Raw genomic sequence first — 14,817 nt, forward strand, 5'->3', positions numbered from 1 at the left:
GACAACCATTACTACGGATAAACCTTCTTAATTTCGCTCTCAATAAAGCTTGCTGCAATATCATTATAGTTTATGCAATCTACCAAGCCTTTATCTGGATTACTATTGACCTGCTCATTATAGGCAGGTACATAATCAGCACTATATATCTTACCATTATACTTGACAGCAGCCATATGAATCATATGCCCATCATCTAATTGACCATTGTTCATATACATAACTGGTAATTCATTATTACTACCTAGTGAAGTCTCTGTTACCTCAGCTTGAGACCCACCCCATGTTGCTCTCCATTCAGCCAGACTCTTAAAATCAGTGTCATCAGTGCTATCAAAACTCACATAATCTTTGTTAGTTTTTGACTGTGTTACATAGCAAATTGACCCTTCAGGATAAGTAAGTTTCTTATTTTTCACTATTGGCAAGTTATCTAAAACTGTTGTGAAGCCTTTTTTAGCATCTCTGCTTACGCCACTTTTTCCTGATATATTGACTGGGATATATTGGGTATCTTTACGCAATGTATTACCAGTTTGCTTATCTTTCCATAACAAATGATATGCCAACTTAGAATCCACAAATGTATTTGCAGCTAAGTATCTATTATTTTTTACTGAGTATTTAAAATCCTTTGCTATCATATATTCTATGATGTCTTCTTCACCTGTGTGGTCATCACTATCATGACCATATACCGCCTTTTCTATTACCGTTGTATGTTTTGATGAAATTTTAATATCTGCTCTTTCAATATAATCTACGTTACCTTTTTCATTAACATTAAATCCAAAAGAAACAACTGCTATATTATTAGTTTTATTAATACTGGTATCATCACCATTATTATCTTTATTAATGCTAACATCATCACCACCTCCACTACCACCACCGCAACTTATCAGCACAACTGATAGAGGAAGCATACAGATAGTAGCAATTGCCTTTTGTAATGGTAACATCTTGATATCCTTCTATTAATTTATAAAACCTAACAACTTAGTCTAACAGTTTTGTATTAAGTCAGCTATACTAGACTAACTACTCTCATAAAATATTGTGTGTATCAATACACAAATAGATAAAACAGCATAATCTATTTTCCCAAATAAAGAAACACTTCCTTAAATATTTTAATTACAAACCCATCAAAGGATATTGGATTGTATATATTGGGGTATCAATAAATATTTAGATTTTTTTAATAAGAACTTTTTAATAAAACAGGAACAAACCATGTGTGAAAAATGGATAAGCAAAATATGGGAATGGGCAGATAAATTTAATATTCCAGAAAGTGAAATCCCTAGAAATAAAGAACAACTATTGGCAATGGAACAATTTATCATTGATAGAGAGGATAACCCCAACTTAGCCCAGCCTGATTATTTACCTGATGAAATTAGCTATCTTACTAACTTAACTCATTTACATATCTTACATTGTCCTATCTCTACATTACCTAACACAGTTGGAAAATTAACTAATTTAGAAGAAATTCATATTTGTTTTGGCAATATTAATCAACTCCCTGATTCTATTTGCCATCTAAGAAACCTAAAGGTTTTAGATTTTGGCTATAACAAAATTACTAAGCTACCTAATCATATCAGTCAATTAACCAATTTAGTCACACTTGGGCTGAGTTCTAATCAACTTAATGAACTGCCTGAAAGTATTGGACAGCTAACAAAGTTAAAATACCTACATGTAGATAATAATCAAATAACCAATCTCCCTAATACTATCGGCAATCTAACAAGCCTAGATACTTTAAATATAACCAATAATAGGCTGGCTCAATTACCCGAAACCATTGGACAGCTAAAAAAGCTAAAATCACTTTATATCAGCAACAACCATATTCAACAACTACCTGACAGTATTTGCCAGTGTGATGAGTTATATTATCTAATGGCTTTTGATAATCCACTGAGCAATTTATCCGATTTATCTAAGTTACCCAAACCAATCAAAGATTTTTTGACTACCATACCATGTGTCGCTGGTTGGCAAGCATAATCACACCCTCACCAGTCAGATATTTTAACAACAACCGAGTATAACCTTTTATAATAGGCTAATTACATTTCCCCTAATAACCAAAGGAACATCCCATGAATATTCTAATTACTGGTGCATCAAGAGGCATTGGATTTGCCACCGCTAAAAAACTTGTCAGTAAAGGACATAGTGTTGGGCTATTTTCTATTGATGAAGATAACCTAGCTATGGCGCTCCAAGATAAAGCCTTTAAAAAAGCCCGTAAAAAAGGCAAGGTTATTTATGGTACGATGGATGTCTCTAAAACTGAAGACTGGGACAATGCCATTAGCCAAATGTTTAAACAACTTGGCGGTATTGATGTTCTTATTAATAATGCAGGCGTATTAATTACTGGTACATTACCCGAAACAGATTTGGAGCAGCAACTAGCACTGATTGATGTTAACTGTAAAGGTGTTTTGATTGGCTGTCATAAAGTTGCCTCACAATTAACTGGTGATAAGTACAGCAAAATCATTAATTTATCTTCTGCTTCTGCAATTTATGGGCAGCCTGAAATTGCTGCTTATTCTGCCAGTAAGTTTTTTGTGCGTGGGTTAACTGAAGCACTAAATATCGAATATGAGCCAATGGGTGTACGCGTGGTTGACGTGATGCCATTATGGGTAAGAACTGATATGACATCAGGAATAGAAGTCACCAGTATCGACCGCTTAGGCATTAAACTCACTGCCGATGATGTCGCCAAAACTGTATGCAAACTGGTAGCGGCACCTAACAAGAAACTATCTGCTACCCACTATCCAGTAGGCTTGCCTGCCAAAGTGCTAAATGGTCTAGCACAAGTGACACCCGATGCCATCACACGCTGGGTTAATAAAAAAGTTGGCGCTTAATATTCCTATTAACCCCTGATATAAAAGCCCTCCTCTAACAAAAGAGAAGGGCTTTATTGTCCTTGTTGCCCAATGCTATTAAGACTGGACAAATTATTGATAATATTTGCCAATCTGTTGACTGATATAGTCCGAGGCGACTTTATTATAAGCCTGACAAGTTACCAAATCTTTATCAGGGTCATGATTAGGTCTAATGTCATAGGCTTTGGTATAAGTAGCATGATAGATTTTGCCATGATACTGCACCGCCGCAGGGTATTGATAATTACCAATACTAGGCTGAGAGTGGCTGGTGACAAAGCCTGAGCTGGTAGTTGGTTTAATCGTCATTGAATCGAATGGTAAATTATAATAGACAGCACTGCTTGCATTAGCATCACCGACTTGTGCAGTTATAAAGCCTTGTTGATGTACATCCTCTCTCATAGATAGTTGCCAATCCATAAGGTTTGTATAACCTGTCATATCATTGCTACTAAAACTAAAGTAAGGCTGACTGACACTTTGATTTAAAGTGTAGCACTTTGCACCATTAGGAAAGTCAAATTTGTGCTGTTTGGTTTTGGGTAGGTTATTTAATATTGTGTTAATACCCTTTGTTGCTGTTTGCTCTACACCAGATATATGGGCAATATCAACACCTTGATAATCAAAGCTATGACGAATGTTAGTGCCATTTTTTTGGTCATGCCAGTCATAATAATAAGATAAATTAGATTTGGGAACATACAAGTCAGATAACTTCATCTTAGATGTCATAGTAAAGTCAAAAAAATCTGCCAATGTATATAAAGTAGGCTTAGGATTGGGCTGTGTATCAGAGTTTACCTTACCAAAAATGGGCATGTCGGTATAACTTGCTTGACCTGACCTAATTGTCTCCTCTGTTTTAATAATTGCGGACACCTTATTATTATCATCTTTATCATACTGCACATCAAACTTAGTAAGTTTAATACTACTAAAAAGCCCTGACGATATGCCATCATGACCATTTGAACCCTTATGTTTAACTTGATGATTTTCATCAGTGATACAAGCGGTTAATGACAAGGTAGATAATAGAGCAACCCATAAAGTTACTTTTTTTGTGATAGTGAATGTTTTCATCACAATACTAGCTCCTAAATAAGAATCATGAGAGTTATTCTCATAACATAATTTTATCATGGGCATTATTTTTGCTTATGTCTTATTTTTAGGTGTTTAATTTTTCTTAATTATTTCTTTTTTATCTAGTTTATCGGTAACTTTACTATTGAATACTTGTGGTTGCCCGACTGGCAGGACGTATTTGTATACGTGAGCTATCAGGTATATCAGGGGCAAAGTGATTACCCTTTATTAAGGTGTTGCTCACTGCCCCCGCTTGGCTTTGCTCACGGATTTCTGAGCCAACTTTGATGGCTTGACGGACATTTTCTCCAAACTCATTATCCATTATTTTGGTGCCGTCATCTTCAACAATGATAGCCTCAGCAACATCATAAAAGTGATTGCCAATAATTTGGTTATCTTTGGCACTGTCTAAATGATAACTGGCAAATAAGCTGTCTTTAATCAAATATGCTCCACACTCAAAGCCTTTTAAATTGCGAGATTGTCGTGAAGCGACCCAAACGCCAACAGGCTCATTAGCAAAGGTATTATTCTCAATGAGGTTATCTTGTGCCGATTCGGTGCGTTTAAAGTGGTTATAACGACTGTTATCATCGGCATGCTCAAAACAGTTGCGATATAAAAATATCCCCCCTGCCCCATTATGAATAAATTGGTTGTTCTTAATAGTATTAAAAGCTGATGAATCCACTGCAATGGCTTCCCGATTGGGCTTAAAGGTGCGAAAACCATTATCAACAAATACAGAATCACTGATGATATTGTGCTGACTGCCAAATTCTAAGTACAGCCCCACTGTGCCAGAACCTTGTATATGCAAATGCTGAAAGTTGACATGGTGTATATGGTCACCAACAAAAATCCCGCTATTGGTACTACCAACACTACTTAGATTAATAATATCAATATCATGCGGTGCTAAGGCACGATTGGCATTGGGGTCGGTTAAGCCTTTGCTATAACGCTGATTAGGGCTGGTTTTTTGGCGAATGTGTAAGGCATGGTCATAACCTTGAACATGACAATTTGCCACACTGATATTACTGATGGCTTGGTCGGTTTTGGGCTGAATGGTGATGGCACTGCCTGATTTATGATTTTGTCCATCCGTAGCGGGAGCAGGGCTTAATGTTGCTCCATGACAGTCTAATGAGCTATTTGAGCTATCCAAAACAAACTGCACACCTTTATTTTGTAAGTCACAACCATCTGCCAATTTGCTATGTCCACTAATGCTTACCGTTTGATTGGGGGTAAATTCTTGGCAGTTATAAATGGTAGTAGCTGTAGGCAAACCTGCATTGACGACTTTTGCAATGTTTTTGGATTGTGTACTGCTGTCATCTACCCGACTTTCTGAGACAGAAGATGTAACAGGCAGTTGACCACAAGCAATAAAAGCACTGCTAACTGCCAATATTATTGCAGTCTTGGATATCAGTCTGTAAGGGGTAGAAAAAGCTATCATAAACTATCAACTCAAGGTTATAAAGACATATCATGATGATACATCTTTATACACTAATGAGAAATCACAAAGAACTGACTATAAAACTCACTTCGGCAAAAACAAATTAAGCCCCAACGTATGTGCCAATTCATGCACCATCTTTTGACCACGCACGCTATTACCTGCACTATCTAGTGGTGGTGAAAAGGCAGCAATACCCATCACATTGGGAACGACTGCCATAATACCGCCACCCACACCACTTTTACTAGGCAAGCCAACCGTATAAGCCCAATCACCCGACTTTTCATAAAAGCCTTCCATCATCATTTCCGCCAAAATATGCGGGATATTTTGGGGTTTTATCACCTGTTTTTGACTGATGGGATTTTTGCCTCCTGCCGCCAAAGTCGCTGCCATGGTTGCCAAATCTACCGTATTAATCAGGGTTGAACATTGTCGGGTATAAACCTCACATGCTTCCATAGGGTCGCAAAACATATGCTCTGCAGAATATAACAGCCAAGCAATGGCTCGATTATGAAAGTTGGTGGTTTGCTCCGACTCATTGACCTCATCAGAGAGTACTACTCGCTCACTTGCCATCTGCCGTTGAAAATCCAAAATTCTAGCCCAACGCTCTTCTTTATCCTTTGCCTCAATAATACTGGTGGTCGCCATCGCCCCTGCATTCACCAGTGGCGATAAGGGCTTATCTTGGTGTAGCTCCAACGCCATAACAGAATTAAACGGCAATCCCGTTGGGCTATCCCCGACTTTTCGGCGAACGGTTTCACTGCCTTTATCTTCCAATGCCAATGCCAGCGTTGCCACTTTTGAGATGGACTCAATGGCAAAGCCATAATCGCTATCACCACTGGCATAAACCTCCCCTTCTGCTGTAACCACCGCCAATGCAGATAACTGTGCGGGTACACTTGCCAAATATGGGATATAACTGGCGTTTTTACCACCTTTGTCTTGGTGATGTTTTTGCTGTATTTTAGTGACCAGTTCTTGTAAGTTATTTTTATTCATAAGACTTTCCTATAAAAATTTGCTAAAAAAAGGGCGACATCTTATTTGATATCGCCCCTTTTTTAATTAAGATTTCGCAGTTGTTGAGGGTGGATTTGAAGGTTGTGTGGTGGTTTTTGCCTCTTCCCAAGTAAAGGGGGCAAAGTCGGCTTGTGGGTCTTTCCACTCTGCTTTTTTCATCGCATAAATGACAAATGGAATGACCACAAAGAACACCGTTAATCCCACCAAAATTCCCACGTACATCTCTGGGCTACCCACTTTAATCTGTGAAGGTGGAATAAAGCTAAACACAAAGGCAAGCAATGAACCTGCAAACCCTGCCCCACCGACAATCCACATACCTGCTTTTTTACCACCGGGGATATGATAGGCACGCGGACGGTCAGGTTGGCTATAACGTAACTTGATAGCCGCCGCAAACATCAACATATACATAATCAAATATAAGATAACGGTTAATTGACTTAATATCTGATACGCCGATTGCACCGATGGTAAGACCACAAATAGCACAGATAAAATGGTCACCGCTGACGCTTGTACTAATAAAATATGTGTTGCCATACCATGCTGATTGGTATGCTGCCACCAACGAGGCAAATATCCTGCTTTAGCAATGACCAGCAGACCTGATGAAGGACCTGCCACCCAAGTCACCACGCCAGCCAAGACACCAATTGCCAGAGCAATCGCTACAATCGGAGCTAGCCATGACAACCCTGCCCACTTAAACATATCGTTATAAGCAACTAGCAAACTTTGGGTTAAGTTAATATCAGCATGAGGAATGACAAAGGCAATCGCCAATGTACCCATCACAAAGATAGACACCGTACACACGGCCGCAATCATAATGGCAATGGGGTAAGTTTTGTTTGGATTATCAACCTCTTTAACGTGAATGGCATTCATCTCCATACCTGCATAAAACAGGAAGATACTGGCAGCCAACACAATATTATCAAACTTGGTAAAATCAGGAATCAACTTGCCCCATGACAAGTCGATTTGGGGCTTTTGTCCAGAAAACAAATACGCAAAACCAAGTACAATTAAGATAATGGCAGGAACAATCGTCCCGATAATACCGCCCCATTTGGACACTTTGGCAAACGCATCTACCCCCCGAAAGGCAATAAACGTCGCCAGCCAATAAATGGCAAGGACAACGGCAAGGACAAAGAATTTATTGGCGGATAACGCCTGATCCCACGTCTGGTCAGGACCAATAAAAGCAAGCGACACTGCCCCAAAGGTTAATGCGGTCGGAAACCAAACGGTCACCTCGACCCACAACATAAACATGGCAAGAAACGCCAACTTAGGACCAAACGCCTCACCGACCCAGCGGAACACCCCACCTTTTTCCGACCAACCTGTCGCCAACTCTGCAGCGACCAATGACACAGGAATTAAGAAAAATATCGCCGCAAAAATATAATAGAATATCGAGCTTAGACCATACTCAGCCTCAGAAGGTAACCCCCTAAGACTGACCACAGCCACGATGTTCATAATCACTAACGTGGTAATGCCCAATTTTTTGGCATTACTATTGGCACTCACCTGAGTGCTAGGTGATTGAGATGACATGATGACAACTCCTTGTGGTAGCGTGAAGGATTAGGTGTGTTTAAAGCCACTGGCTTGACTGTGACCTGTCGCTTCAGGGTGGGCTTTTAAAAACTCAAGCACCGCCTTAAAGTCTTTCATAAACAGCTGGGCAAAATCCATCTCAAAACCACGGCGACACATGATACGCATCACCACCACATCAGAGCATTCACCACTTAACGCAAATGCAGGCACTTGCCAGCCACGCAGACGCAGACGCTCTGACACATCATAAAGCGTATAGCCCACCTCTTCGCCATCTTTAATCTTAAAGCAAATCGCAGGAATACCTTCCTCTGGTTTACCATTACAGATAAACTCATAGGGGTCTAACTTTTTAATCTCCTCACCCAAATACTGTGCCACTTGATATGAGGCGGTATGCACCTTGCGATAGCCCTCATGACCTAAGCGTAAAAACTCATAATATTGTGAAATAACCTGACCTGCGGGGCGAGAAAAGTTAATCGCAAACGTACCAACTTGACCACCTAAATAATCCACATTAAAAATCAACTCTTCAGGCAGTGCCTCTTTATCACGCCACAATACCCAACCACAGCCAAGCGGTGCTAAGCCAAATTTATGTCCAGAAGTGCTGATTGACTTCACCCGAGGCAAACGGAAGTCCCACACAATATCAGGAGCGCAAAATGGGGCTAAAAACCCACCACTGGCCGCATCGACATGCACATCAATATCCAAGCCAGTATCGGCTTGCAACTTATCTAACGCATCACAAATCTCTTTTGGAAACTCATAATTGCCCGTATAAGTCACCCCAAAGGTTGGCACAACGCCAATGGTATTTTCATCACAAGCGGCAAGCATACGCTCGGTATCCATAAATAGCTTGCCGGGAGCCATAGGGATTTCACGAATCTCTACGTCCCAATAGCGGGCAAACTTATGCCAGCATACCTGCACAGGGCCACAGACCAAATTGGGCTTATCAGTGGGCTTACCCTCGGCTTGACGCTTTTTACGCCACCGCCATTTCATCGCCATACCCCCAAGCATACAAGCCTCTGACGAGCCAATGGTATTGGTACCCACCGCAGGCTCACCATCTTTGACTGGAGCATGCCATAAATCAGCAAGCATACGAGTACAACGGGCATCAATTTCTGTAGATTGTGGATATTCTTCTTTATCAATCCAGTTTTTGCTTAAAGATAAATCCATCAGTTTATGTACGTTGTCATCGTTCCATGTCTGACAAAACGTGGCTAAGTTTTGACGGGCATTACCGTCCAAAAATAGCTCATCTTCAATCATCTGATAGACGACATCATCACGAGTTTCTTCTTTTGGGAAATGATTTTTTTCAGCAGCTAGGCGAATAGCGTTAGAGGCAAAACGTGAGTCGTAAAGAGAGTTATCTTTTTTCATGGTAGTTTTCCTAAGTTAATTATGACTTATTTTATTATTTACTTTTTGATAATTATGATAGTAAAGACAAAAACACACAGTTACCCGCTGATACTAGGTATAGTGCATCATATATTAAGGTAGGCAAACTTAGTGAATGGCTAAAAAGAGGCTGTCACTATTTCTTATTTTGCTCATATTATACTTCATTCGTTTTACTATTATTATTATCAACTTAGTTTTATTTTAGTTGTGGTTGATTACAACAGTTAACCACATTCTTAAATTATCATAATAAAATGCTTGTTTCTACTGATGTAAAAAAAAATTACAAAATCAAATTTTATATACTTATCATTAAAAGTTGGCTCTACCTCATCGATAGAGCCAACTCACTTTACAAACTTTATAAATGTTCAACAGACCCTAAAATATGTTTATCACTTTAAGTATTCTTTGATAATGGCTGGTCTGTCCACACATCACGATAGCTGGTGTAATAGCTAATCATAAATAGAGGAAATACCACGAGCATTCCAAATCCAAATGTTATTAATACTCCAATCGGAAAAATCACTAATAAAATAAGGCTGTAAAGCAGAAATGGCAACATATTTTTTAGACAGCCCTTAACGCTCTTTTTCATGGCAGTAATTGCATCCAGACCATGCAACACTATCAATGCAGGAGCAAACCAGATAGCCATCATTAATGGCAACATCAAGGCTGTTATTACTAACATTAAAAATAATATCACTAGAATAAAGGTGACACTCTGCTCTGCTTCTGACATGCTATTGACTAACATATCAAAAGAAAAGCCCATCATTAATGCAAATATAACAACCAATATGATGGCAATCACCATCACAACCATCGTACCAGCAAAGTACAATAACGATAAAATCAATAATGGCTCAAAATGCGTTTTAAACCCTGAAAACAAGTGTTCAAAGTGCAACTTATCACCACGAGCTTGGGCGGCACACCCCTGCATCATACCACCAATAAATATCAGCATGATATAACCAATAAAACCACCAATAATGGGGATAAAACTGGCTATTATCATGATAAGAAATAGTGCTAAGCCCATACATGTCCACAACAAAAAGTTGTTTTTATACATCTCAAAGGCTTCGCCTAACCAACTTACACCAACTCCTGCTCTACAACTTCTTGGCTCAGCTAAAAGTTGGGGCAATGGATTGCCATATATATCTGTATCTACCAATGGAGGTGGTTTTTCTAATGAAGTTTGTGGGGGAGGAGTATAAGGTGAGTTCATAAGTTTTCCTTAATATATAGTAATATTATTTAACACTTATAAGTATTATTTATTCATGATATCGTTTGTATCATAATTTATCTTATTTATTCAAGTTTAACTGACTAATTATTTTGTTAAATAAACCCAGTATTTTACTTAAATAATTATTAAAAAAATCATTAAAATAGTAAGAAAGTAACCCAGCTAAGATATGTTTCTTGAATTTAAGATTTTATAAAATATTTATTATCTCGTCCCTGAGAAATCTTTGAAAATCGTCTTTATCATATTCATCTTATTTTTAAAGCACTATATATAATATAGGGGCCGTTAATCTTTCACTCCGTTAGGCTAATACCCACAAGGAATACAGCTAATGTTTACTTGCATGTAAAAATTGGCTAAATATTAAATCTGTTGTGATGACTTTGCCCACCCTGTCACTAACGGTGTTACTAAAGATTCCAATAAGTTAATATGTGCTTCATCTGTATTCAATGCTGGGATATAGTGATAGCTTTTGCCACCTGCATTGATAAAATTATCCCGATTTTCAATTGCTAACTCTTCTAAAGTCTCTAAGCAATCTGCCGAAAATGCAGGGCTAATCACTTGCACTGACTGCACACCACTTTTACCCCACTCTATCAGGGTAGCATCGGTATAAGGTTTAACCCACTCTTGCTTACCAAAGCGAGACTGAAAGCTGATAATCCATTCCTCATCTTTTAGTCCTAATGCCTGTGCCACTTGCCAAGCAGTATAGCGACAGCGCTCAGGATATGGGTCACCTTTATCCGCATATGGCTGAGGAATGCCATGAAAGCTAAACATCAGCTTGTCAGGCTTGCCATGTTCAGCCTGAAAACGGCGAATTGACTCCGCTAAGGCATGGATATATAAGGGATGAGCATAATAATCTTTAACAATACTGATACTGGGTAAATTGCGCTGTTTTAATGCCCATTTATTGATTGCATCATATACTGCCCCTGTCGAAGTCGCTGAATACTGCGGAAATAATGGCAAAACAACAAAATGTTCCACTCCTTCTCGGCATAGGTTTTCCATCACATCTGTAATGGCTGGATTGCCATAGCTCATACCTGCATGCACCGATACCTGACAAGGTGCTTCTGTGCTGCTGATAGAATCAAGGCGTGGCTGTAGCAGTGCCACTTGCTGATTTAAGATATGACGAATTGGTGAGTCTTCTTCCCAAATACTGGCATAGGCATGAGCGACCCGTTTGGGGCGAGTGGTTAAAACAAACAGGTTTAAAATGATTGCCCATAAAAACTTTGGAATTTCAATCACTCGGGGGTCAGATAAAAATTGACGTAAATAACGGCGTACTGCTGGTGTGGTTGGCTCATCAGGTGTTCCAAGATTAACCAATAACACAGCAATGCGGGGAGATAAGTTGGGTTTTGTAGTCGTGTTCATGGCAGACTGGTATCCTTAATGAAGAAAGTACCTAAATAATGATAGAATAAACAAAAACTTACTATGATGTTAGTTGATTAATTAAAAAACTATATTATAAGTTGCTTATCAATTTATTATTATAAACAACAAGCCTCTTTTTAGGCAGTATCTAGTTTAGCATTTTGACTTCTGAATCTCGAACAAAGCAGGAATCAAGTTGTACTTACTTTGCCATCAGCCTACAATAGCACCTTGTACAAAATCTTTTGTATAAATTATTCAACTATGTCGCACACGTTTAGCTTAACAAAACTTATCATGAGGTGGTTTTGAGTACACATTCTAAGTTGACCGATTCTGTGGGTATTGTCACTCCAGAAACTCTATATTTTGACACACCACTGACTTTGGAGTGCCAACGTGTTTTACCATCATTTGAGCTGGTAATAGAAACGTATGGTCAGCTCAATGCTGACAAGTCAAACGCCATACTTATTTGCCATGCCCTCTCAGGCAGTCACCATGCGGCAGGCTATCATAGCGAAACGGATAAAAAAGCGGGCTGGTGGGATAATATGATAGGCCCTAATAAAGCCATTGATACCAATCGCTTTTTTGTTGTTTGTCTCAATAATATCGGAAGTTGCCATGGCTCAACAGGACCAACCACTCCAAAGCCTGATAGCCCAACTGGTGAGCCTTATGGTCCAGACTTTCCACTTATTACCATCAAAGACTGGGTAAACACACAAGCGATGCTCTCTGACCGCCTTGGTATCAAGGTATGGCATGCCATTGTCGGTGGCTCAATGGGTGGCATGCAAGCCCTGCAATGGTCAGTTGACTATCCTGAGCGTCTAAAGCGTTGCGTCATTATTGCCAGTACTCCAAAGCTTTCTGCTCAAAATATTGCCTTTAATGAAGTTGCCCGCCAGTCCATCTTATCTGACCCCAACTTTAAGCAAGGGCGTTATCTAGAAGCAGGAACATACCCCAAAAGAGGGCTGATATTGGCTCGTATGGTCGGGCATATTACCTATCTAACCGATGAAGCCATGAAAGCTAAATTTGGACGTGACCTCAAGTCTGGCAAGTTTATGTATGGCTATGATGTCGAGTTTCAGGTAGAAAGCTATCTACGTTATCAAGGTGAGCGCTTTAGTAAAAACTTTGATGCGAACACCTATCTTTTAATGACCAAAGCATTAGACTACTTTGACCCCACTCGTGGCTATGTGGATGATGAAGAAGTGTCTGATTTACAAGCACTCAAACAGACTTTGGCACACACCCAATGTCAGTTTTTGGTGGTTTCATTTACCACTGATTGGCGATTTGCCCCTGAACGCTCACAAGAGATTGTTGATGCGTTAATGGCAAATAACAAACCTGTCAGTTATGTCAATGTCGATGCACCTCATGGTCATGACTCATTTTTATTTGATATTCCACGTTATATGTCAGCAGTCAAAGGCTTTTTAACAGCACCCTTTTTATCATCTTCACCATCATCAGGAGATGCACCATGAGAATGGACCACATACTCACCGAGCGCTGGATTGCACCTCAATCACGCATATTAGACCTTGGTTGTGGTGATGGTGCACTATTAGCCCATTTACAGCACACACTAGGGGTCACTGGCTATGGGCTAGAGCTGGATACGGATAAAATCAATCAAGGCATCGCTCGTGGGCTAAATATTATTGAGCAAGACCTCAACGATGGCTTAGCACGCTTTGCGGATAACAGCTTTGATACAGTGGTGATGGCACGGGCTCTACAAGCGGTTAAATCTCCCGATACACTATTATTAGACATGCTCAGGGTAGGACGAGAAGCGGTGATTACTTTTCCAAACTTTGCCCATTGGCAAAACCGTATTCACTTAGGTATCAAAGGACTTATGCCTGTCTCAGAAGCCCTACCTTATGAATGGTATGATACCCCTAATATTCATTTATGCACCTTTAAAGACTTTGAGAAACTGTGTGAGGATAACCATATTCGTATTCTAAATCGCTTTGCCGTCAGTGATAGCGCGCAAAACTATAGTCCACTCAAAGCATCATTGATACGGCGCATACCCAACTTATTAGCCGACGTTGCGATTTATCGAGTGACAAAAGCGCATACGTAAGCATCATAAGTATTGATATTCACTATTCAAATAATGGTTTTATATTGGAAGATAGCTTTTATGATAAGGGTCTGTTGAACATTCATCTTTATAGAAAAAATTTAGCCAACTTTTACATAAAAGTAAAAAGTAGCTGTATTCCTTGTAGATATTAGCCTAACGTGGTAAAAGTTCAACAGACCCTGATTCAACGATATCTTTAATTAACTATCTTTAAATACAAACCATCTGAATTTGTTAAATTTAGGGTGAGATTGCTTTGCTTTTAATAAAAGCACTATTTACCCTAAATTTAGCTCTCTTCTCAACATAAAATAATCTTTATTGTAAATAATAAACATAACTTTTAAAGCCTTGCTAAATTATTAAAAGCTCACGCAAAAATCTCTATGACATTACGCCAATGTTACTGTCATATTCTCTTACAAACTTAACCACCAAATATAGATAGAGTCAGGGCTATAGCCGAAATTAGAGA

At 39.2% G+C, this 14,817-nt stretch carries 12 protein-coding genes; 4 read left to right on the forward strand and 8 right to left on the reverse strand.

Annotated elements, in window-relative coordinates; translation table 11 throughout:
- Positions 1-11: 11 nt before the first annotated feature.
- Entirely contained in the window at positions 12-962 is a 951-nt protein-coding gene (locus FHK88_RS07840; protein ID WP_227430190.1) for a hypothetical protein, read from the reverse strand.
- A 274-nt stretch (positions 963-1,236) separates the two neighbouring features.
- Here FHK88_RS07840 and FHK88_RS07845 point away from each other — a divergent pair, with 274 nt between their 5' ends.
- Together FHK88_RS07845 and FHK88_RS07850 are read left to right on the forward strand one after the other, a co-directional pair.
- Complete coding sequence (locus FHK88_RS07845) at positions 1,237-2,022, forward strand: leucine-rich repeat domain-containing protein (RefSeq protein WP_227430191.1); 786 nt, start codon at positions 1,237-1,239, stop codon at positions 2,020-2,022.
- A gap of 95 nt (positions 2,023-2,117) precedes the next feature.
- Positions 2,118-2,903 carry an SDR family NAD(P)-dependent oxidoreductase gene (locus tag FHK88_RS07850; protein WP_227430192.1) on the forward strand — a complete coding sequence of 262 codons (786 nt, stop codon included), beginning with the start codon at positions 2,118-2,120 and terminating at the stop codon, positions 2,901-2,903.
- 93 nt (positions 2,904-2,996) lie between these two features.
- Here the strand turns inward: FHK88_RS07850 and FHK88_RS07855 are convergent, their stop codons facing one another.
- From FHK88_RS07855 to hemH, 7 genes are all read right to left on the reverse strand, one after another.
- On the reverse strand, positions 2,997-4,016 hold the full coding sequence (locus FHK88_RS07855) for a hypothetical protein (RefSeq protein WP_227430193.1): 1,020 nt from the start codon (positions 4,014-4,016) through the stop codon (positions 2,997-2,999).
- 145 nt (positions 4,017-4,161) lie between these two features.
- Entirely contained in the window at positions 4,162-5,493 is a 1,332-nt protein-coding gene (locus FHK88_RS07860; protein WP_227430194.1) for a right-handed parallel beta-helix repeat-containing protein, read from the reverse strand.
- A gap of 87 nt (positions 5,494-5,580) precedes the next feature.
- On the reverse strand, positions 5,581-6,513 hold the full coding sequence (gene glsA / locus FHK88_RS07865) for a glutaminase A (RefSeq protein ID WP_227430195.1): 933 nt from the start codon (positions 6,511-6,513) through the stop codon (positions 5,581-5,583).
- Between the two features lie 66 nt (positions 6,514-6,579).
- Entirely contained in the window at positions 6,580-8,109 is a 1,530-nt protein-coding gene (gadC, locus tag FHK88_RS07870) for a putative glutamine/gamma-aminobutyrate antiporter GadC (protein WP_227430196.1), read from the reverse strand.
- A 30-nt stretch (positions 8,110-8,139) separates the two neighbouring features.
- On the reverse strand, positions 8,140-9,522 hold the full coding sequence (locus FHK88_RS07875) for a glutamate decarboxylase (RefSeq protein ID WP_227430197.1): 1,383 nt from the start codon (positions 9,520-9,522) through the stop codon (positions 8,140-8,142).
- 424 nt (positions 9,523-9,946) lie between these two features.
- Positions 9,947-10,789 (reverse strand): BPSS1780 family membrane protein, encoded by an 843-nt coding sequence (locus FHK88_RS07880; RefSeq protein ID WP_227430198.1) that lies wholly within the window; start codon positions 10,787-10,789, stop codon positions 9,947-9,949.
- A gap of 390 nt (positions 10,790-11,179) precedes the next feature.
- Positions 11,180-12,217, reverse strand: coding sequence for a ferrochelatase (gene hemH / locus FHK88_RS07885; protein ID WP_227430199.1), 1,038 nt, complete (start codon positions 12,215-12,217; stop codon positions 11,180-11,182).
- A gap of 329 nt (positions 12,218-12,546) precedes the next feature.
- Between hemH and metX the strand changes: the two genes are divergently transcribed.
- Positions 12,547-13,728: a homoserine O-succinyltransferase MetX gene (gene metX / locus FHK88_RS07890; RefSeq protein WP_227430308.1), complete on the forward strand. Its 1,182-nt coding sequence runs from the start codon at positions 12,547-12,549 to the stop codon at positions 13,726-13,728.
- Entirely contained in the window at positions 13,725-14,339 is a 615-nt protein-coding gene (metW, locus tag FHK88_RS07895; protein WP_227430200.1) for a methionine biosynthesis protein MetW, read from the forward strand. The genes metX and metW overlap by 4 nt, the downstream gene beginning before the upstream one ends.
- The last annotated feature ends 478 nt before the right edge of the window (positions 14,340-14,817 follow it).

This window comes from Psychrobacter sp. I-STPA6b, assembly GCF_020662265.1.
GTDB lineage: Bacteria > Pseudomonadota > Gammaproteobacteria > Pseudomonadales > Moraxellaceae > Psychrobacter.